Raw genomic sequence first — 20,811 nt, 5'->3', positions numbered from 1 at the left:
GGACGGATCGTCGGATTCTGGCCTTGCGGTCCGGAGGGAACGGTTGAATGCCCGCCGGGCCGCAGCGGGGATTGGAGGCAGAGGGCGACATGCAGCAGGCGACCGAGCGCGACAACCGGCGCGCCGGTGCTGTCATGACCCTGCTCATCGGGCTCGTCCTGGTGGCGGGTGTGGCGAGCACCGTATACGCGACGAAGCGCTGGTGGCTGCCGCCCCTGGTGTCGGCGGCCGCGGCGCCCATCGATCGCTTGTTCAACATCATCATGGTCAGCATCGGCATTGTCTTCGTGCTGACCCAGGGTTTGCTGGCCTGGTTCGTATGGAAGGCGGCGCGCAATCCGCGGGCGCTGTACTGGCATGAGAACAGGCGCCTGGAGTCCGGCTGGACCGTGGCCACCGCCGTCATCCTGACGGTCTTCATCGTGATGGGCTACCAGATCTGGCTGACGCTGCATACGCCGGCGGCTGCGGCGGCGGAGAAGTCGACGGTGGTGGAGGTCTGGGGGCAGCAGTTCTTCTGGACGGCGCGGTATCCGGGTCCCGACGGCCAGTTCGGCAAGACCGACCCGCAGTTCGTCGACTTCCAGAAGAACCCCTTCGGCATCGACCCCAACGACCCTGCTGGCAAGGATGACATCGTGATCGACGGCTCCAAGGGGCCCATCGTGATGCCGGCGGATTATCACGTAACGGTCAAGCTGAGCTCGCGGGACGTGATCCACAGCTTCTTCGTGCCCAATCTGCGCGTGAAGATGGACGCCGTCCCCGGTCGGGTGACGGAGGTCTACGTGCAGCCCACGGAGCCGGGTCGCTACGAAATCGCCTGCGCGGAACTGTGCGGTGTCGGTCACTTCGCGATGCGCGGCGAGATCGAGGTCCTGCCGGAAACGGACTGGCAGGCCTGGCTTCAGCAGCATGCGGGCCAGCACGGCGGCACGGCTCAGTGATCGGTAGCCTGTAGACCGTCGCCGGCTCGGAGAGAGGAGGAGCGGTCATGGCGCACGGCGGAACCCAGGCCGCGGTGGCAGGGCACGCGACGGGTGCAGCCCACCACCACGAGCCGCAGAGCTTCTGGCGCCGTTACATCTTCAGCACGGACCACAAGATCATCGCCATCCAGTACCTTCTGACGTCGCTGGTCATGGCGGCGGTGGGTGGCTTCCTGGCCATGCTGATGCGCGTGCAGCTGGGCTGGCCGGGGAAGGAGTGGCCGTTGCTGGAGGCCATCATGCCCAACGCCTTCAAGGGCGGGCAGATGAACCCGGACTTCTACTACGGGGCCGTCACCATGCACGGCACCATCATGGTGTTCTTCTTCCTGACCACGGCCCTGAGCGGTGGGTTCGCCAACTTCCTGATCCCGCTGCAGATCGGTGCCCGGGACATGGCCTTCCCGGTTCTCAACATGCTGTCCTTCTGGGCGTTCCCGGTGTCCATCGCCTTCGCCCTGGCGTCCTTCTTCGTCCAGGGCGGCGCGCCGGGTACCGGTTGGACGGCCTACGTGCCCCTCAGCGACCGCGAGACGGCCGGCCAGACCCTCTGGCTGATCTCGGTATTCATCCTGATGCTGGCGTTCCTGGCGGGTGGCATCAACTACATCACGACCACCCTCAACATGCGCACCAAGGGCATGTCCTTCAGCCGGCTGCCCCTGACGGTGTGGGCGCTGTTCGTCACGGCGCTGGTCGGCCTGTTCGCCTTCCCGGCCCTGATGGCGGCGTCGTTGATGCTGATCTTCGACCGGGTCGGCGGGACCCACTTCTTCGATCCGGCGGGCGGCGGCGACCCGATCCTGTGGCAGCACCTCTTCTGGTTCTTCGGGCATCCTGAGGTGTACATCGTCATCCTGCCGGCCATGGGCATCGTGTCCGAGGTCCTGGCGGCCCACGGCCGCAAGCCGGTCTTCGGCTACAAGTACATGGTCGGGTCGATCCTGACCATCGCGGGCTTGAGCTTCCTCGTCTGGGGGCACCACATGTTCTCCAGCGGCATGAGCCCGACGCTGGGCAGCACCTTCATGGCGACGACCCTGGCCATCGCGATCCCGTCGGCCATCAAGACGTTCAACTGGCTGGCGACCATCTACCGGTCGAAGATGCGGTTCACGGCGGCGTCGCTGTACGCCATCGGCTTCGTGTCGCTGTTCATCACCGGCGGCCTGACGGGCATCATCCTGGGCAACCCGTCCGTCGACTTGTACTTCCATGACACGTACTTTGTCGTCGGCCACTTCCACTTCATCATGGGAGCCGCGGCGCTGTTCGGCGTCTTCGCGGGGATCTACCACTGGTTCCCCAAGATGTTCGGCCGGATGATGAACGAGCGCCTGGGGAAGATCCACTTCTGGCTGACGTTCCTGGGGATCTACGGCACCTTCTTCCCCATGCACTTCCTGGGGACGGCCGGGATGCCGCGGAGGATCTACAACTGGGACGCCTATCAATTCCTGGGCGACGTGGCGACCCTGAACCATGTGATCTCCATCTCGGCCTTCGTGCTGGGCGCCGCGCAGTTGATCTTCGCGTACAACCTGTTCTACAGCATGTTCCGGGGTCCGAAGGCCGAGCGGAACCCGTGGCAGGCCAACACGCTGGAGTGGTGGGCGCCGTCGCCGCCGCCCCACGGCAACTGGGATGAGGCGGAACCGGTGGTCTACCGCTGGCCGTACGAGTACAGCCCGAAGGATGCCCCGGAGGGCGTGGACCATATCCCGCAGTGGGTGCCCGAACCCGCGCTGGCCGCTGCCGGTGGGGACCGGGCCGGGTCGCGGTGAGCGCATCGCCCGATTCGCGGGCCAAATGCCGGTAGGTGCCGGCAGGGCCCGCGGGACCGGCTGGACGGCCAGGTGCAAGGGCATCCACGCGCCATGGCGAATCGGGAGGTACCGGTGCCGGCGGCCTGCCGCCGAGGTCAGGGGGTGAACCCGATGGCGACAACGACACGGAAGCCGTCCCGAACCCGCCCGCGCACCCGCCCAGGCCGCCCGGCGGGGCGGCCGCCGGTGCCGGTGATCCCGGGGGGCCGGGCCGGTGAGCCGGTCCGGATCCCGCCCGGAGGCCCGGGTGGCGGCGGTGGCAACGGCCGCGCGCCCGGCGGCGGCGACGAGGAGGCGGCCCGCGCCCGGGCCGCGACCATGGCCACCTGGATCGTCGTGGCGGCGGTCACCCTGATGTTCATGGGTTTCACCAGCACGTACGTGGTGCGCAGCGCGGAGCCCGGCTGGGCGCGCCAGGACCTGCCCTCCCTGCTGTGGTGGAACACGGCGGTCCTGCTGGCCAGCAGCGTCATCATGGAGGTGGCCCGCCGCCGGGCCGCCCGTGGCGCCGTCCAGGGCGCCCGGCGGGCGCTGGCCCTCACCCTGGTGCTAGGCGCCGCCTTCGTCGCGGGGCAGGTGACGGCGTGGTTGCAGTGGCTGGCTGCGGGCATCGCGGCGGCGGGTAGCACCCATGCGGCGTTCTTCTACCTGCTGACCGGTACCCATGCGGTCCACGTGGCCGGCGGCATGGGCGCGCTGATCTACGGCCTGTGGCGGTTGGGGCGGCCTGGCACGACGGCGCAGCGGGCGGCGTCGCTGGCCAACATCGCCACGTACTGGCACTTCGTCGACGTGCTGTGGATCTATCTTTTCGCCTTGCTTCTCTGGTAACGACGGGGGTGTCGGCATGAGCACGATTGAGGCGACGCAGCATCCGCTGGCGGCCGACCAGGAGGCGGTGCTGCGCTCGGAGTGGGGCGGCGGGCGCTCGCCCTTCGGTGCTGCCCATTCCAAGCTGGGCATGTGGGTCTTCCTGGCGTCGGACGTGCTGGTTTTCGCCACGCTGCTGACGGCCTACGGGGTGGCCCGGCTGAAGGCGGGCACCTGGCCCGACCGGACCCACATCTTCGAGGGACTGTGGCTGGTCACGTTGATGACCTTCATCCTGATCAGCAGCAGCTCCACCATGGCGGCGGCCGTTGGCGCGGCACGCCGGGGCGACCAGAAGGCGGCGGTGCGGTTCCTGCTGCTGACCATCCTGGGTGGCCTGTTCTTCCTGGGATCGCAGGCGTTTGAGTGGACCAGCCTAATTCGTGAAGGTGCGCGGTTGTTTACCAATCCCTGGGGTGTGCCGCAGTTCAGCGCCAGTTTCTTCGTGATCACGGGCTTTCACGGCTTCCACGTGCTGACGGGCCTGATCTACCTGGCGGTGGTCACGCTCAACGCCATGCGCGGGCGCTACTCGGGCCTGGGCGTCGAGGTGGCCGGGCTGTACTGGCACTTCGTCGACCTGGTGTGGGTGTTCATCTTCACCCTGTTCTATCTGATCTAGGTTTGCTGGCGAGGAAGGAGGGGCGCCCGGTGAGTGGTTCCACGGAGCATGCGCTGGAGCATGGCCACGGCCACGAGCACGATCACGGCAACCGGCTGTACTTCACCACGTGGCTGTGGCTGCTGGTGATCACCGTGCTGGAGGTGGGTGTGGTCCTGTTCCACCTGCCCCGGGCCCTGCTGGTGGGCATCCTGCTGCTGATGACGGTGCTGAAGGCGGTGCTGATCGTCGCCAACTTCATGCACCTGCGTTTCGAGAAGCTCAACATGATCTACGTCATCATCACGCCGATGATCTTCGCGCTGATCATGTGGTACGGCGTGGCGCTGGACTACTGAGCGGGCGGGAAGGGTTCTCCGGAGGCACGGCTGCGGAAGGAGCAGGGCCGCGACACCCGTCGCGGCCCTGTGCTCCCGGAGGGGGAAGGCGATATGACGCCCCTGGAACTGGCCAGCCACTGGACAAGCGGCGCACAGCTGCCCAAGGCGTTCCTGCTGATCATGCTGGGCGTGACGTACGGGCTCATCGTGCTGCTGGGAATCGGCGCCTACCGGCTGCTGAAAGGTGGCCAGCGCCCGCCGGACGATCCCGGCAGGCCGCCGGAGCCGTCGGGGCGGGACCGGCAGATCGGCAGGCCGTAGCCCCGTGACGGCGCGGGCAGGTCGGGATGGGCGCAGGCAGGGCCGGGCAGGGCATGGATGGATCGGGGAGACGGACCGGAGTGCAGGCGGGCGGTGCCCCAGGGCACCGCCCGCCCGTTTGGCACCGGCCATCTCACAGGTGGCCGCCCCGGCACCTACCTGGCCCGGGGACCTACCTACCGGTAGCGGTCGCCCAGGAACAGCTGAACCACCAGGACACCGTACGGAATGGGCACCACCGCCACGCCGATGGCGTCGTGGCTGGGGTTGAGCAGGTTGGCCCGGTGCCCTTCGCTCGCCATGAGCTGCAGATGGGCCCGGTCCACGTCCCGCGACATGGCCAGGTTCTCCGCGCCCATGACCCGGGCCGAGATGCCCGCGCGCCGTTCCATCTCATAGGGCGAGCCGTAGGTTGGGGATACGTGGTCGAAGTAGCCGCGGGCGCGGAGGTCCTCGGCCTTCAGCCGGGCCAGCCGCACCAGATCCGGGTCGACGGCCAGGGCCGGGAGCCCGCGGTCACGGCGCGCGTCGTTCACCAGGTCCACCAGGTGTTTCTCCGCGGCCGTCAGGGCCGGCCGTACGGCGGGACTGGACGGAGACGGCGCCGCCGGGGCAGGGGTGGACGGCGCGGAACCCGGCCCACTGCCGCGGGGCGTCGGCGCCACCGGGGCCGCCGGGGTGCTGCCGCCTGCCGGTGCCGGCTGGGTGGCGGGACCTGCCGTCCCGTCGGCCGAACGCTGGCGGAGGATGGCCAGTTTCCAGGCGTAGTACCAGGACGGGGAGCCGGCAGCGACCGGGCGGGCCGTGTCCACGGCCTGGTTACCCGTGCCAGGGAGGGGCGCGGTTTGCTGGGGCTGCTGGACCGGGGCGGGAGCCGGTGGGCTGGCGGTCCGGACCCCGGCAGGTGCGGACCGAGACCGGACCAGATACCACGATGCCTGGGCGGGGCTTGCGGTAACGGCCATCAGGAGCAGGGCCGCCGCCGTTGCGGCGGCGCGCCGCCAAAGAGAGGCCATTCCCATAAAATCCCTCCCCTTTTGAGTGGAACCCAGCATCCATTGTTCAGACCTGCAGCCTGAGGGGCAAACGCTTGAGTTGGCATCGTACCGGCCGAGGAGAGAAAGGACGCCGCCGGGGAGGGCTGTCCGTACGGCCAGGCATCTTTCGAAGCCCATGGAAGAATTCGGCTAGGGGCGGGAGCCATGGGGGAACGGGCTTCTGCCCGGCCTGGCGACGTGCCCCACCGCCGGCACTGTCCCTGGAGGCCTCAGATCGCCCTGGACGGGTTCCGGCGCAGGTTCCCCGGAAGGTCCTGCGGGCGGGAGCGGCTGCATCCGGGGCGCCTCCACCTCGGCGGGCGGTGTCCCCTGGGAGGTCTCCCCGAGGGGTGCAGTCACCCCCAGGTCCGCCAGCCAGCCGATGTCCACGGTGGTTCCGGCCTGGACCGGCGGCGGCGGTTCCGGAGCCTGGTCGGCCTCCGCCTTAGCGGGGGCCGGTTCGTCCGGCTGCCGGCTGCAGGCTTTCCGGCGCAGCTCCCCCTCCGGGGTGATCTGGGCGAGGAGCCGCACCCCGCCAGACCCGGTTCCACCGGGACCGGCCAGAACCAGGGCGGCGCCCCCGGCGGGAGCCACAAGCAACCGCACCATGGCCCAGGCGGCAGGGGGGCGACGGGCGGGGAGCCTGGTGGCGGGTCCTGCACCGGGCGAGGCCGGCCGGCCGGTGGTGGGGCAAAGCGAGGAAAGGTCGAGATCGACCCATTCGGCGAGCCAGTAACCGTCCCCTTGACGCCGCCAGATCCCCAGCCAGAGCCCGGGACCGCCAGGGCGGGCCGGAGGCGCGCCTTCAGGTTGCCCGCCCTTCCGAGCCGCCGCCGTGCCGGGTCGCGGGGCGGGTTCCTCGGCGGCGAGCCGTTCCCCGGAAGGGACGGCGGTCGCCCCTGCGGGCGCCGGCCACGTTCCCCGCGGCAGTACCAGGAGCACCACGGGCGACGTGCCCCGGCACCAGCCGGCCGAAGCCGGCCGGGGGACCGGGCCGCTCTCGGCTCCGGCGGGGGCATGGGCGGCTCCGGCGGAGGCACGGGCGGCGGGGATGGCCGGTCCCGGAAGAAGGTCCCGGACCTCCACGGGGCCCACCGGCCCTGCACCGGCGGCCGTGAAGCCAGCCCTCCTGCTTCCCGTGCCCGGGAGAGAATGGCGCGAGGCCGGACCCGGATCCCCCGGCCCGGTGGGATGGGGCACCACCGGCTCGTCGCGCCACCGCTGCCGAAACCAGAGAACACGCCACTCCCCCGCGATCCCGGCCATACCCTGGGCCGGTCCCGCCCGGAACCAGGGGACGAACACGGCCCGTCCCCGCGGGTCGCTGCAGGGAACGGCCATCAACACCCGCTCGCCCCAGAGGGGCCTTACCCGGGCCCCGCCGGCCGGGCCGCCCCCAGGATCGATCCACACATCCACGTCACCCGGATCGGATCCCCGTGCCCACCGGGTGAGAACCACCCAGGGCACGGCCGGGGCGGTGCCCGTTCCCCCCGCTGCTGGATGCGGGAACCGGGTCTCCCGGGCAGCAGGGCCCCATCCGGCCCAGACCAGCGGCCCGCCCGCCGCCCGGCCCGCCACGGGACTGGCTCGTCCCAGCCAGGGGGTTCCGGCGGCACCGGCACCCGCCACCAGAAGCGGCTGTCCGGGCAGGGGCTGCCAGCTCCACGGTTCCCCCTTCGGCCCAAGACCGAGGAAGACCAGGCCGGCGCCCGGGTCCGGGCCTCCTGGGACCTGGCCGGTCCGCACAGGGGGCTCGGCTTCGGGGCGACCCGCGACCGGTGGTCCGGCCATCTGCGGCTCAGGCTTTGGGGCGGCGGGAGCCACCCGCTCGTCCAACGGAAGGGACGGCCCGTTGCCTTCGCCAGCGGGATCCTGCCCTGGACCACAGCCCCAGGGGCGCTTGACGTCCATGGGCCGCACCCTCCCCCCAGGTTCTGCAAGCTTCTACGGCGATCCCGGCCGGGCTATGCCACCCTGCGCCACGGGATGGCGGCCCAGCGGAGCGGGCCGCGCGACCCCGCCCCAGCCCGCCCAAGCCCTGGCGGGGTGCGGCGACCGCCCAAGGGGAGTGGTGCAACCGGCCTCGCCCCGGGGACACGAACCCAATCTTGGGACCAGGCCGTGGCCACCCTGGAGGGCGGCTCATATAGCGGTAGCAGGCGAGGCGGGACGACCGGCCGGGCCTTGTGGGTCCGCCGGGTTGACCCATGGGTGGGCGCCGGGGGGCAAGCAGGGGCGCGAGCCCCCGCCGCACGCAACACGCCGGGTGCCCGGTGGTCCAAGGGGACTGCCGGGACCGGCTGAACACACCGGCCCACGGGGCAGGAGGGATCGTCGTGAGCGACGGAGTGCGGGTGCAGCAGGTCGATCAGGTGGTGCCCGGGCCATGCGACCCGGTGTACGGGTGCCCCGATCCCACCGAGATCGTCTGCATCGAGACGGTCAAGGTGTACGACTTCTGTTTCCAGACGGACCGGCGGGAGAACGTGTGCTTCCCCATCCCCGCCGCGTTCCAGGGGATCCTGCTCTCCGACCTGGTGACCTGTGAGATCGTGCAGGTCACCTGCCAGGAGGTCTCGCGGGAGGAGGATCCCAACAATCCCGGCTTTGCCGACGTGACCCTGCTGGTCACCGTGACCATGCAGTTCACCATCCGGCGCAATGACAGCGTGGTCGCCCAGTTCGAGGATTCCTTTGGATTCCTCAAGACGGTGTTGCTCTGCGCGCCGGAGGGGACGGTGATCCAGTGCGAGTCGGCCGGCTCGCGCTGCGGCCCGTGCGTGATCATCAACGGCCAGGTCTGCTGCGAGGTCGACCTGTGCCTGCTGATCCAGTCCAAGGCGCTGGTCAAGCTGCTGGTGCCGGCCTACGGCTTCTGCGTGCCGGCGCCCTGCGTCACCCTTCCCAAGCCGCCCCTGGTCTGCCCGCCGGAGAACCTGTTCCCCCCGCAGTGCGTGCCGCCCACGACCTGACGAACCGGCGGCACCGGCGCAAGGGGCCGCACCGCCAGGCGGTGCGGCCCCTGCAGCTTCTGCGCCGGCTGCCAGGGGAGGCGAGCGGGTGGCAAGGCGAAAGGAGGGTGGCCGCATGGCACGGTCCGCCGGTCCGTGCTCCGGCTCCGGCCCCGCCGGGGCCGGAGCCGGAGCGAGTGGCACCGGGGGCCCGGGTGCCGGAGGAGCCGCCACAGGCCCTGGCCCCGGCGCCGGGCCCCATGACCCGGCGAGCGGCGCGGCCCCCGGTCCGGCCCGCCCCCTCACCCAGGGGGGCCGCGGCGAGAGGCCCCGTTCAACCCCGGGCGGGGCAAGCGGCACGTCCAGGGTTCCCGCTCCGGCCGGGCAGGGCGAGCGAGACCGGGTGGGCCGGATTCCCCTGTCCCCAGCCGCCGGTCAGGCCCTGCGCCGCTGGGAGGCCACGGTGCGGCCGCGCTACCCTGATCTCGACCCCCGGTTGCTGCGCCCCGGCTTTTGTTTTCCGCTGCCCCGGGGCAGGTACCGGTTCGACCGGGACACCTTTGGTGATCCGCGGCACTGGACCCCTTCGGGCCCGCGACCCCGGCGGCACCAGGGCAACGACCTGCTGGCGGCCAGGGGGACGCCCGTCCGATCGGTGGGGCCGGGCCGGGTCCTGGCCCGCGGCTGGAGCCCCTACGGGGGCTGGTTCATCGTGGTGGAACTGGCCGGGACGGGCTACGCCGCCTACTACTCGCACCTGAACCGCTACTCTCCCGAGGTCCGGGTGGGGCAGCGGGTGCGGGCGGGACAGGTCCTGGGGTACGTGGGCAACACGGGCTACGGCCCACCGGGGACCCGGGGCAAGTTCTGGCCCCACCTCCACTTCGAGTTGCGCCGGCAGGGCGGGCACCCGGGGCCGGTGAACCCGTACCCTTATCTCCGGTACTGGGAGGCCCTGGAGGCCGCGGAAGGGGACGGCTGATCCCGAACCGGCCGGCCAAAAGCCGGCCAGAAGGAAAAGGGGCCGGGCGGGGTGACCCGGCCCCTTTCGCGATTTCCCCCGCCGGTTTCCATCGTTGCCCTCCTTCGCTCCTGCTGTGCCTGCTCCGGTGCTTCATCCCGCGCCGGCGGCCGGCCATGCCCCGTTGCCTGGCGGCCCGCCTCACTCGCCGCCCGGAGCCTCCGGTCCAGCCCCGGAAGGACCCGGGCCTGGCCCCGCTCCCGGCGCCCCCGCGCCCGCCGCCCTGTAGACCTCCACCGTCGCCTCGACCATCGCGTCGAGGCTAAGGCGGGCCTCCGCGTAGCGCCGGCCGAAGGCCATCAGCTCCGCCAGCCACCTCCGGTCCCGGTAGAGCCGCAGAAGGTCCTGGAGGATGGCCGCCGGATCCGGCGGCCCCAGGCCGCGGCCGGTGCCGCTGAAGTCGGGGAAGTCCATTCGTTCCACCAGGTCCGGGGTCACCGGGCCGTGGTACTCCCGCCCCAGGACCAGGCAGGCCGCTCCTGAGGCCAGCCCCTCGCGGATGACCCGGCCCGTGCCGGCGACCACGTGCACCCGTCCCATCACCCGCTCCAGTTCGGAAACCCAGCCCAGATTCTGGATTCGCCCCCCTCCCAGGCGGCGGGTGCTGGCCGCCCACACCTGGGCGTCCCGGGGAAGTCCCTGCACCGCTTGCCGGAACGCAGCCAGGGCGGGCCGCTTCCAGCGATCCACCCGACCGGCGTACAGGAGGGTCCAGTGCGGCTCGCGAATACCGGGGCGAAACCGTTCCAGATCCACGCCGTTGCCCACCACGGCGATCTTCGACCGGTAGGCTCCCAGGTCGCGGGCCACGCGGGGGCCCACGCAGATGAGCCGGCTGGCCGCTGCCAGGGCGCGCCGGTAGGCCGGCTGGTCGAGCCCGAGACCGTGGCAGGTCAGCACCAGGGGAACGCCGAGCACCTCGGCCAGGCGGCGGCCCAGTTCGAAGGACCAGGACGACTGGGCATGCACCACGTCGTAGCGCTCGCCCGGCAGGCCGGCCCGCTCGCCCACTACGGGGGCGGGGAGGAAACGCACCGCCACCCCCGCCCCTTCCAGGGCGGCCACCGTGCTGGCGTGGGCCTGGCGACCGCCGCGGGAGTGGGTGACCCACAGGTCCACCCGGTGCCCCCGCCGCACCAGCCCCCGGGCCAGGTCCAGGACGTGGGCCGTCTGTCCGGAAGGGAAGAAGGCCGCCGTGAGCATCAGGACGTGCAAGGTGCCATCCCTCCCGTTGCCTGGAACCTATGCGCCGGCGATGGTGGCCGTCCCCGGGAACCGGCGCCGGGATCCTGGCGTCCAAGGCGGTGCAGAGAGGAGGACGGCGATGCACCTCGGCGAGGGCGGGCGGCTGGCTGCCGGGCCCGCGGCCGCAGGGACCCCGCCCGGCGGTGAGGCCGTCAACCCCCCGGTTCCGGCCGGCGACCAGGCCTCCGACGAGGACCTGGTCCAGCGGGCCTGCCAGGGGGACCACAATGCCTTTGCGGAACTGGTCCGGCGGCACCACGGGCTGGTCTACAACCTCTGTCTCAGGCTGGTGGGGCAGCCGGCGGACGCGGCCGACGCCACCCAGGAGGTCTTTCTTCGAGTGTTCACCCGGCTGGCCCACTTCCGTGGCCAGGCCCGGTTCCGCACGTGGCTTTACCGGATCGCCGTCAATACCTGCCAGGACGAGCTGCGCCGGCGCCGCCGGCGACCCTGGCCGTGGGGCGACCTTCACGGCGACCTTCACCCGGGTTCCACCCGCAGGAGGGGCGCAGCCCTGGGGTCCGGTCCGGATCCCGCCGGAGGGTCCGGTGCCGGGCCCTCCGCAGGCGGGGTAGGGGACGAACCCGGCCCAGCCGGCGAACCCGCCCGGCCGCCCGCCGGCCGGGGGGCAACCGCCGCACCTGCTGAAGCCGGCGGCACCGGCGCCGGCGCCGGTGCCGCGGTAGCCGGGGCCGCGGTGGCCGGGGCCACGCCGGACCCTGGCGGCGGGGGCATCCGGACCGGTAGCAGCGCCCTCCGGGGCGGGAGCGGGGACCGCGCGGCAGGTGCGGCGCGGCACCCTGCCCGGTTCCCGGATCCCTTCGCTCCGGGCTCCAGTCCGGAAGCGGCGGTGCTGGCGGGGGAGATCCGCCAGGCCGTTGCCGCCGCCCTGGCCGGCTTGCCCGAGCCGTTCCGGGTGGCGGTCGTCCTCCGTGACCTGCACGACCTGTCCTATGAGGAGATCGGCGCCGTCCTGGGTTTGCGCCCGGGAACGGTGCGGTCCCGGATTCACCGTGGCCGCCTGCTGCTGCGGGACGCCCTGATCCGCGCCGGCTGGGCGCCGGGAACCGGAGGCGAGACGCCATGAGATGGTCCTGGATCGACTTCCTGGCCGGTTTCCCGGGCCTGGGACTCCACCCGGTCCGCTGGCTTGACGGTGACGCCCGCGCCCAGCTGCCGCCGCAGCGGCGGCAGGCCGTCGAGCGCCACCTGGCCCGTTGCCCCCGGTGCCGGGCCCTGGCGGAAGCCGAAGCCCAGGCTCGCATGGCCCTGGCGTCCCTGGAGCCGGTGGAACCGCCGCCCGGCCTGCTGGAGGCCATCCTGGCCCGGACCGGGATCCCGGCCGGCGTCCCCTCCCCCGCGGCCGCGTCCGCACCAGCAGACCGGCCGGAAGCGGGACGGCCGGTGGTGGGGCCCGCACCCGGGGAAAGGGCCGAACCGGCGGCAAGGCCCGGCCCGGAGCAAGGGGACCGCCACGGGGGCCGCCACGGCCCGGGGCGCCGCCGGGTTCCGGGGCGCGGGCCGGGGCGCGGGCCCCTGCCGGCGGTGCTGGCGGCCGCGGCGATGGTGGCCCTGGTCCTCCTGGCCGGCCGGTTCGGCGGCACCGGTGACGGCCCGGCCGGCTCGCAAAGCACCCCTCCGGGCCGGCAGGGCCTGCCCGCCTTGGAAACGGCGGGCACCCCCGCCGGCGGCCCTGCGGTGGCGACCGATGGCGACGAGCTCCGGGACGGCGGGGCCGTGACGGCGAACCGGGCGGGCGCGGGGGAGGCCGCAGAGGCCGGAGCGGAGGGATTCGGGGACGGGCCGGGAGCGGCTGAAGGAGCCGGGCCCGCGGACCCCGCCGGCGTGCCGGCTCCCGGACCCCGGGGCGGTGACGCCGCCGAAGCCCGCCTCCTGGCTGCGGGTCCCGGCCAGGACCAGCAGGGCCCGTGGCTGATCCGCTCCGGCCGCCTGGAGCTGGCCGTGCCGGACGTGGAGCCCGCCTTCCGGGAGGCGCAGGCCGTGGCCCGGCGCCTGGGAGGCTTCACCGAGCAGGCGCAGCTTGAGGGCGGGGGACCGGCCCGCTTTGCCTACCTGGTGCTCCGCGTGCCCGACCAGCGGCTGGAGGAGGCCATGGACCGGCTGGCGGGCCTGGCCGGTGACGGCCGGGTCGACCTGAGGGCCCTGAGCGCCGAAGACATCTCCCAGCAGTGGGTGGATACCCAGGCCCGCTTGGCCAACTTGCGGGCGCAGGAGGAACGGCTGCGGCAGCTGGCCGGGCGTTCGGGCAGCGTGGAGGAGCTGCTCAAGGTGGAACAGGAGCTCTGGCGGGTGCGCGGGGAGATCGAGCGGCTGGAGGGCCAGGTCCGCTACTGGGGACAGGCCATGCGCCTGGCCCGGATCGAGCTGGCCATCGAGGCCCTGGCACCGCAGCCTGCTCCTCCCGCCGGCGACCTGTTCACCCGCGTCCGCCTAGCCTGGCAGGCCTCGCTGCGGTCTCTCGCCTCCCTGGCCACCCTGGCGCTGGTGGGGGTGGCGGTGGTGCTGCCGTACGCCGTCCTGGCCGGCGCCGCCTTGCTGGCCTGGCGCAGCTGGCGGCGGTGGCGGGGACGCTGACGGGTGGTGTCCTTGGGCGGGCGGGGCCCTTGGGCGGCCGGAGCCCCTAAGGAGCTGCGCCGGGCCGGAAGCGGCCCCCGCGCCCGGAACCGGGGCGAACCTGCCTTCAGCCGGCTCGAAGCACCTTCACAGGGCACCTTTTGGGACCGTCTCCCGCCGGCGGCGGGACCCCAAACCTACGAATTTGGGCCCGCGGCATCAAGGAGACCGGGGGCCGACCTCGTAATTGGCATCCCCAGATCCTGCAAGGAGGGGATGCTGCATGGGTTCACGGCGTCCTTCCGTACCCACAGGGGTTGGTCTGCGGTGCCGGTCCTGGCGGCACCGGCTGGCGGCCTGGGCAGCCGCCGGGAGCCTGATCCTGCTCTCCCTCGGCCAGGCCCTGGCTGCCGTGGCGGCGTCGCCGGGGCCGGGCCGGGGGGCCGGCAGCCCGCTGTTTTCGGCGGTGACGGTCGCAGCGGCCGGTGCTCCCTCGGCGCCATCCGGACCCGGGGCGGCAGCCGGTGGGGACGGCGACGGCGCGGCGGCAAGCGGAAAGGAGCCCGCCAGGGCGGGGTGGCCCGCCGGCATTCTACCCGTCCTGACGGACACCGACGGGGACCGGGTGAGCCAGGATCTCGAGGACTGGCTGGCCCAGGCGTCACCTGGCGACCGCCAGGCGGTGATCGTCCGGCTGCGGCCCGGGACCCTGGGGCGGGAAGGCGGCGTGCACCGGCTGGTCGGCCGGTGGCAGGCGGCGGTGGGGAGCTTCGCGGCCGGTCCCTCCTGGCAGCACGCCCTGGAGGGATTCGCGGCGCGCCTGACCCCCGGACAGATCCGCGCCCTGGCCCAACAGCCCGAGGTGGCCGTCATCGAGCCGGACCGGCCTGTCCGCGCCCATCTCGGCACCGCCACCACCTGGACCGGGGTTCGCCAGGCCTGGAGCGACTTCGGCGTCACGGGCGACCGGGACGGGCGGCCCACCGCCTACTCCCGTACCGACGTGGTGATCGCCGTCATCGACACGGGCATCGACGCGACCCACGTCGACCTGGACGGCGGGAAGGTGATCGGCTGGTACGACGCCGTGCGGGGCCGCACTACCCCCTACGACGACAACGGCCACGGCACCCACGTGGCCAGCATCGCCGCCGGTACCGGCGAGGGGAACGCCGCCTACACCGGCGTGGCGCCGGGAGCGGCGCTGGTGGGCATCAAGGTCCTGAACCAGCAGGGCAGCGGCACCACCTCCCAGATCCTCAGCGGCATCGACTGGATGGTCCGGAACAAGGACACCTACGGCATCCGCATCGGCAACATGTCCCTGGGAGCCGCCGGCTGCTCCGACGGCACCGACTCGCTGTCCACGGCGGTGAACAACGCCGTGGCGGCGGGGATCGTGATGATGGTGGCGGCGGGCAACGAGGGGCCCAACCGCTGCACCATCGGGACCCCGGGTGCGGCGGCCGGCGCCGTCACCGTGGGGGCCGTGTACGATCCCGGCGAGCGGGGCTGGGTCCTGGCCGAGTTCTCCAGCCGGGGGCCCACGGCCGACGGGCGCGTCAAGCCCGACGTCACCGCCCCGGGCCGCAACATCACCGCGGCCAAGGCCGGTTCGACCACCGGGTACGTGACCTACAGCGGGACGTCCATGGCGACGCCCTTCATCGCCGGCACGGCGGCCCTGATGCTGGACGCCAACTACGGGCTCACGCCCTCCCAGGTGAAGAACCTGCTCACCGCCTCGGGCAACGTGAAGGATTTCGGCCCGGGCGGCAAGGACATCGACTGGGGCGCCGGCATCAGCATCGCCTACAACGCGGTCAAGGCCGCCGGCGGGTACAGCGGCAGCTTCAGCGACGGCCTGCAGCACGCCTACTGGGCGGGGTCCCTTTCGGGCAGCGGCGACGGTGACCTCTACAGCGTGACCGTCACCGACGCCACCCGCCCCCTGGGCCTGACCATGAACATGGCCTCGAACCCCAGTTGCGGCCTCTGGAGCTGCAGCCCGGACTTCGACCTCTACCTGTACGATCCGGCCGGACGCCTGGTGGCGCGCTCCGAGGGAACGGCGCGGCAGGAGCAGATCCTCTACCAGCCCTCGACGACGGGGACCTACCGGGTGGAGGTCTACAGCTACGCGGGCGCGGGGAGCTACCACCTGGACACCAGCTACCGTTAGCACCCGTTGCCGGTCCGGTGGCGGGTCCCGCCGGCCGTGCCGGTTCCGGTAGGACGGCGGGTGGCAGGGTCCCGGTGACCGGTCTCCGTTGGATCGGTGCAGGATGGGGTGACGGGTCTCGGACCTCCGCGGGGTAGGGGCGGCGGGGCTGCGGCTCGCCGGGGAGTTCATGGCGGCCCGCAGGATGACCGGTCACCGCGGGGAAGGGGCCGCCGGCAGGCTCGGCCCAGCTCCTGAGGCCGGTCCATGGCCGGCCCGCCAATCGAGGGTGCCCCGGGCCCTCCGGCCAGGCGGCCGGAGGGCCCGGCGGTTTTGAGGGGCATCCTGGGCGTCCCGGTCCGCCGGCCCGCCGGTCCGCCGGTCCGCCGGTAGAACGATCAGGAAAGGCCGGCACGGCCGTCCGAGACCGGCGACGCCCCCAGGCCCCGCAACGCGGCCGGAGCGGCGGTGGCCGGTGCTACAATGGACGGGACGAACCCCGTCACCCCATGGGGACACGACGGGCACGGAGGCACGGCAGCCGCCGGGCGCGGTTGTCGCGGGGAGGGGGCAGCACGCCGATGGACGCCGATCGCCAGCCACAGGTAGCCGGGTCGCCGGGCGCGACCCGGGCAGGAGGAACCCGGCCCCGGCGGGCGGCCGGGGGGGCGAAGACCCCGCCGGCGGGGCAGGAGGGCAGCACCGGCGGGGGGCGCCGGGGAGGGACGGGGCGCTCCCAGGGCCGGGGCACCGGTGCCCCATCCCGCCCCGAGGACCTGCTGGCGCCTGACCCGGCGCAACTCGAAGATAAGCTGGTCCTGATCGACGGGCACAGCCTGATGTACCGGGCCTTCTTCGCCCTGCCTCCCCTGACCACGGCCGACGGCCTGCCCACCAACGCCGTCTACGGCTTTCTCACCATGCTGCTCCGCCTCCTTGAGGAGGAGCGGCCGCGGTACGCGGTGGTGGCCTTCGACCGGGGGCTGCCCGCCTTCCGGGTCGAGCGATATGCCGCGTACAAGGGCCACCGGCCCGAAACCCCCGACGACCTGCGCAGCCAGTTCCCGGTGGTCAAGGAGATCCTGGCCGCCCTGGGGATCCCCATGGTGGAACACGACGGCTACGAGGCCGACGACCTCCTGGGCACCCTGGCCCGCCGCGCCCGAGAGGCGGGTGTGGGCAGGGTGCTGCTGGTGACCGGCGACCGGGATGTGCTACAGCTGGTGGGCGACGGCATCGAGGTGCTCCTCACCCGGCGAGGCATCAGCGACGTGCATCGCTATGACGCCGCCCGGATCCGGGAGGAGATGGGGATCGACCCGGCCCAGTACCTGGACGTCAAGGCGCTGATGGGCGACCCGTCGGACAACATCCCCGGCGTGCCGGGCATCGGCGAGAAGACCGCCCTCAAGCTGATCCAGCAGCTGGGCGATCTGGAGTCCGTGCTGGCCAACCCCGAGGCGGCCGGGGGCAAGAAGCTGCCCCAGGCGCTGCAAGAGTACGCCGATCAGGCCCGCCTGAGCCGGGATCTGGCCCGGATCCGCACCGACGCGCCCGTGGACTTCGACCCCCAGCGCTGGTGCCGCCGGCCTGCCGATGCCGGGCTCTTGCGGCCCCTGCTCTTGCGCTTGGAGTTCCGCAGCCTGCTCGACCGCCTGGGCCTGGCCCAGCGCACGCCCCAGGCGGGACAGGAGGCCGCGGAACCGCCCGGTGAAGGTGCAGGTGGCGCTGCCGGTGCGCCGGGGACGGCCACCGTGGCCCAGGAGGGCGTGGGAGCCGGGGAGGACGAGGTCGGGGCAGCAGGAGCCCGGAGAGAGGGGGGCAGGCAAGAAGGATCCAGGGAAGAAGGAGCGGGTCTGCCTGTTCAGGTCGAGCCGCTGTCTGCCGGGGACGTGGCCGCCTGGCTCGATGAGGCCCTGGGCCGCCTTGCCGCCGGTACTGCCCAGGGTTCTCCGGACCCGGGCGAAACCGATGCGACCGCGGCCGGCGGTGACGTGGCGGTGGTCGCCGCCTGGCTGGGGGAGGCGGAAGGTCCCCAGGGGGGTGCCGGTGCCGTGCTGGCGGGGCTCGGCCTGGCCGCAGCGGGCAGGGTGGGCGCCTGGCTGGCGGGAGAGCCGGAGGACGCCGCCGGGGACGCGGCCGGTCGCGTCCGGGAGGCGCTGTCCGGCCGGCCGCTGGCCGGCTTCGACCTCAAGCCCCTGTACCGGTGGCTGCTCCGCCGGGCGGGCGCGGCAGGGGAGGACCCGGATCCTGCCGCCCAGACCGCCCAGAGCCCGGAGGGTGAAGGACCGCCCGCCCGGGCGGGCCGGCACGTCCGGCACGTCCGGCCCGTTCTTCCGGCACCGGTGACGGATCTCAAGCTGGCCGCCTACCTGCTGGACCCGGTACGCAACCGTTACCACCTGGTGGACACCGCCCGCCAGTTCTTCGGCTGGGACCTGGAGGAGGGACCCGCCGACCGCCCCGGCGACCCCGCCGTATGCACCTCCTCCCTGCTGGGTCGGGATGCGGCCCTGTGCGCCCGGCTCCGCCCTGCCGTGGAAGCCGAGCTGGCGGCTCGGGGGCTGGAGCGGGTCTACCGGGAGATCGAGCTGCCCCTGGTGCCGGTGCTGGCCGCCATGGAAGAGGCGGGCATCGCCGTCGACCGGCGCCAGCTGGAGGAGCTGGGCCGGCTCTTCACCCGGCGCAGCCAGGAACTGGCCGAGCAGATCTACGAGCTGGCGGGGCAGACCTTCAACATCAACTCGACCCAGCAGCTGGGCCAGATCCTGTTCGAACGGCTGGGCCTGCCCGTGGTGAAGAAGACGAAGACGGGCTATTCCACCGACGCCGAGGTCCTGGAGACCCTGGCGGCCCGCCACCCCATCGCCGAGCTGGTGCTGGAATACCGGTCGCTGGTCAAGCTGCAGGGCACCTACGTGGACGGGCTGGCCGAGCACATCGGCCCCGACGGCCGCATCCACACCACCTTCCAGCAGACGGTGGCGGCCACGGGCCGGCTCTCCAGCACCCAGCCCAACCTGCAGAACATCCCCATCCGGGACGAACCCGGCCGCTCCCTGCGCCGCGCCTTCGTGGCGCCGCCGGGACACCGGCTGGTGGCCGCCGACTACTCCCAGATCGAGCTGCGGGTCCTGGCCCACTACAGCGGCGACCCCGGCCTGGTGGAGGCCTTCGCCCAGGGGCAGGACGTCCACGCCCGGACGGCCAGCGAGATCTTCGGGGTGCCCCTGGAGCAGGTGACCCCCGAGCAGCGGCGGGTGGCCAAGGCGGTGAACTTCGGCCTGGCCTACGGCCAGACGGACTTCGGGCTGGCCCGCGCCCTGCGCATCGACCGCGCCGACGCCCGCCGCTTCATGGAACGCTATTTCGAGCGGTATCCCGGCGTGAAGCGGTACATGGAGGAGACGGTGCGGCGGGCGCGCCAGCAGGGCGAGGTGACCACGCTGCTCGGGCGGCGGCGGCCGGTGCCCGAGATCCGGCACCGGGTCTTCCACATCCGGCAGAACGCCGAGCGGGTGGCGATCAACACGCCCATCCAGGGCACCGCCGCCGACATCATGAAGCTGGCCATGATCCGCGTCCACCGGGCCCTGGCGGAAGAGGGGCTGCGGGCCCGCATCGTGCTGCAGGTCCACGACGAGCTGCTGGTGGAAGCCCCCGACGCGGAGGTGGCGGCCGTGGCCGCCCTGCTGCGCCGGGAGATGGAAGGCGCCTTCCGCCTCGACGTCCCCTTGGTGGTCGAGGTCAAATCCGGTGCCAACTGGTACGAGATGGAGGCCGTGGACGCCGGTGCCTGAACTGCCCGAGGTGGAGACCATCCGGCGCGACCTGGAACGCCATCTGGCCGGCGCCCGGATCACCCGGGTCCACGTCCTGCGGCCCGAGGTGGTGTGCGGTGCCGGGGGGGAGGCCATCGGGCCGGAGGCCTTTCGGGCCGTTCTGGAGGGAACCCGTTTGGGCCGCTTTGCCCGCCGGGGCAAGTACCTGCTCATTGAGCTGCACCGGGCGGCGGGGGATCCTGCGGCCGGGTCCGGGCTCAACACCGCGCCCGTGCTCCCGGACGAACCGGCCGGGAGGCGGGTTCGTCCGGCCGGGCCGGGTGGCGGGCGGCTGTGGCTGGCGATCCACCTGCGCATGACCGGCCGGCTTACCCTGGCGCGGCGGGGCGAGCCGCGGCCGCCTCACACCCACGTGGTGTTCGAGCTTGAGCCCGGTCCGGGTCGGTCGTGGGAGGAACTGCGTTTCTCCGACGTGCGCCGCTTCGGCCGGCTGTACCTGCTGCCGGACAACCCCCTGGCCCGCGCCCGCGGCCGGCCGGCAAAGCGCCGGGCGGGGGGCACGGTCCCGGAGGGACCCCACGGAGGAACCGGCCTGCAAGGCCTCTACACCCTTGGGCCTGAACCCCTCAGCCGCCGCTTCGGCGCCGCCGAACTGGGCCGGCGCCTGGCCGGGCGCCGGGCGCCCATCAAGGCCGTGCTCCTGGATCAGCGGGTGGTGGCGGGGCTCGGCAACATCTACGCCGACGAGGCCCTCTTCCGCGCCCGCATCCACCCGGCCCGGCCGGCAGGATCCCTGACGGGCCAGGAGGTGGCGCGCCTGGCCCGGGCCATCCGCAGCGTGCTGCGGGAGGCCGTGGCGGCCGGTGGCACCACCTTCTCCGATTACCGCGACGGGCTGGGGCGGGAAGGCCGGTTTGGCCGCCGGCTGGCGGTCTACGACCGGGAGGGCCTCCCCTGCCCCCGCTGCGGCACCCCCGTGGCAGCCTTGCGCCTGGCCGGCCGCACCAGCCACTACTGCCCTCGCTGCCAGCCGAGCGGACCCGGGTGGTGCCCGGTCCCGCGCGGCTCGGCAAGCTGAGCCCGCCGGCT

Annotated in this window: 16 protein-coding genes; 13 read left to right on the top strand and 3 right to left on the bottom strand. The window is 72.9% G+C overall.

Annotated features, from left to right (window positions below; all coding sequences use genetic code 11):
• Positions 1-134 precede the first annotated feature (134 nt).
• The 6 genes from coxB (at position 135) to THESUDRAFT_RS08790 (ending at position 4,948) form a co-directional block, all read left to right on the top strand.
• Complete coding sequence (coxB, locus tag THESUDRAFT_RS08815) at positions 135-947, top strand: cytochrome c oxidase subunit II (protein ID WP_242823300.1); 813 nt, start codon at positions 135-137, stop codon at positions 945-947.
• A 47-nt stretch (positions 948-994) separates the two neighbouring features.
• Positions 995-2,773: a cytochrome c oxidase subunit I gene (locus THESUDRAFT_RS08810; RefSeq protein ID WP_006904431.1), complete on the top strand. Its 1,779-nt coding sequence runs from the start codon at positions 995-997 to the stop codon at positions 2,771-2,773.
• A gap of 228 nt (positions 2,774-3,001) precedes the next feature.
• Complete coding sequence (locus THESUDRAFT_RS08805; RefSeq protein ID WP_242823299.1) at positions 3,002-3,646, top strand: cytochrome c oxidase subunit 3; 645 nt, start codon at positions 3,002-3,004, stop codon at positions 3,644-3,646.
• Positions 3,647-3,662: 16 nt separating this feature from the next.
• Positions 3,663-4,307: a cytochrome c oxidase subunit 3 gene (locus THESUDRAFT_RS08800; RefSeq protein ID WP_006904429.1), complete on the top strand. Its 645-nt coding sequence runs from the start codon at positions 3,663-3,665 to the stop codon at positions 4,305-4,307.
• A 29-nt stretch (positions 4,308-4,336) separates the two neighbouring features.
• The gene (locus tag THESUDRAFT_RS08795; RefSeq protein WP_006904428.1) at positions 4,337-4,645 is read left to right on the top strand and encodes a cytochrome C oxidase subunit IV family protein; all 309 of its coding nucleotides are present in this window, start codon (positions 4,337-4,339) and stop codon (positions 4,643-4,645) included.
• A gap of 93 nt (positions 4,646-4,738) precedes the next feature.
• Positions 4,739-4,948 carry a hypothetical protein gene (locus tag THESUDRAFT_RS08790; RefSeq protein WP_006904427.1) on the top strand — a complete coding sequence of 70 codons (210 nt, stop codon included), beginning with the start codon at positions 4,739-4,741 and terminating at the stop codon, positions 4,946-4,948.
• Positions 4,949-5,124: 176 nt separating this feature from the next.
• On the opposite strand, the gene THESUDRAFT_RS13745 is transcribed toward THESUDRAFT_RS08790, so the two are convergent.
• Both THESUDRAFT_RS13745 and THESUDRAFT_RS08780 read right to left on the bottom strand, forming a co-directional pair.
• On the bottom strand, positions 5,125-5,760 hold the full coding sequence (locus tag THESUDRAFT_RS13745; RefSeq protein ID WP_169328716.1) for a CAP domain-containing protein: 636 nt from the start codon (positions 5,758-5,760) through the stop codon (positions 5,125-5,127).
• Positions 5,761-6,135: 375 nt separating this feature from the next.
• Positions 6,136-7,899: a hypothetical protein gene (locus THESUDRAFT_RS08780; RefSeq protein WP_006904425.1), complete on the bottom strand. Its 1,764-nt coding sequence runs from the start codon at positions 7,897-7,899 to the stop codon at positions 6,136-6,138.
• A gap of 425 nt (positions 7,900-8,324) precedes the next feature.
• On the opposite strand from THESUDRAFT_RS08780, the gene THESUDRAFT_RS08775 reads away from it, so the two are divergent.
• Positions 8,325-8,960 (top strand): hypothetical protein, encoded by a 636-nt coding sequence (locus tag THESUDRAFT_RS08775; protein WP_006904424.1) that lies wholly within the window; start codon positions 8,325-8,327, stop codon positions 8,958-8,960.
• Between the two features lie 382 nt (positions 8,961-9,342).
• The gene (locus THESUDRAFT_RS08770) at positions 9,343-9,921 is read left to right on the top strand and encodes a M23 family metallopeptidase (protein ID WP_051009269.1); all 579 of its coding nucleotides are present in this window, start codon (positions 9,343-9,345) and stop codon (positions 9,919-9,921) included.
• Positions 9,922-10,101: 180 nt separating this feature from the next.
• On the opposite strand, the gene THESUDRAFT_RS08765 is transcribed toward THESUDRAFT_RS08770, so the two are convergent.
• Positions 10,102-11,175, bottom strand: coding sequence for a glycosyltransferase family 4 protein (locus THESUDRAFT_RS08765; protein WP_006904422.1), 1,074 nt, complete (start codon positions 11,173-11,175; stop codon positions 10,102-10,104).
• A gap of 109 nt (positions 11,176-11,284) precedes the next feature.
• On the opposite strand from THESUDRAFT_RS08765, the gene THESUDRAFT_RS12430 reads away from it, so the two are divergent.
• From THESUDRAFT_RS12430 to mutM, 5 genes are all read left to right on the top strand, one after another.
• Entirely contained in the window at positions 11,285-12,292 is a 1,008-nt protein-coding gene (locus THESUDRAFT_RS12430) for an RNA polymerase sigma factor (protein ID WP_006904421.1), read from the top strand.
• The gene (locus THESUDRAFT_RS08755) at positions 12,289-13,800 is read left to right on the top strand and encodes a DUF4349 domain-containing protein (RefSeq protein ID WP_006904420.1); all 1,512 of its coding nucleotides are present in this window, start codon (positions 12,289-12,291) and stop codon (positions 13,798-13,800) included. The genes THESUDRAFT_RS12430 and THESUDRAFT_RS08755 overlap by 4 nt, the downstream gene beginning before the upstream one ends.
• Before the next feature lie 262 nt (positions 13,801-14,062).
• Positions 14,063-15,961, top strand: coding sequence for a S8 family serine peptidase (locus THESUDRAFT_RS08750; protein WP_006904419.1), 1,899 nt, complete (start codon positions 14,063-14,065; stop codon positions 15,959-15,961).
• A 560-nt stretch (positions 15,962-16,521) separates the two neighbouring features.
• Entirely contained in the window at positions 16,522-19,740 is a 3,219-nt protein-coding gene (polA, locus tag THESUDRAFT_RS08745; RefSeq protein ID WP_006904418.1) for a DNA polymerase I, read from the top strand.
• A complete protein-coding gene (gene mutM / locus THESUDRAFT_RS08740) occupies positions 19,733-20,800 on the top strand; it encodes a bifunctional DNA-formamidopyrimidine glycosylase/DNA-(apurinic or apyrimidinic site) lyase (RefSeq protein WP_006904417.1) in 1,068 nt (355 codons plus the stop codon). The genes polA and mutM overlap by 8 nt, the downstream gene beginning before the upstream one ends.
• Positions 20,801-20,811 lie beyond the last annotated feature (11 nt).

The organism is Thermaerobacter subterraneus DSM 13965, from assembly GCF_000183545.2.
GTDB lineage: Bacteria > Bacillota > Sulfobacillia > Thermaerobacterales > Thermaerobacteraceae > Thermaerobacter > Thermaerobacter subterraneus.
The sequence above is the reverse complement of the archived record's forward strand: the minus strand, read 5'-3'. Positions and strand labels throughout refer to the sequence as shown.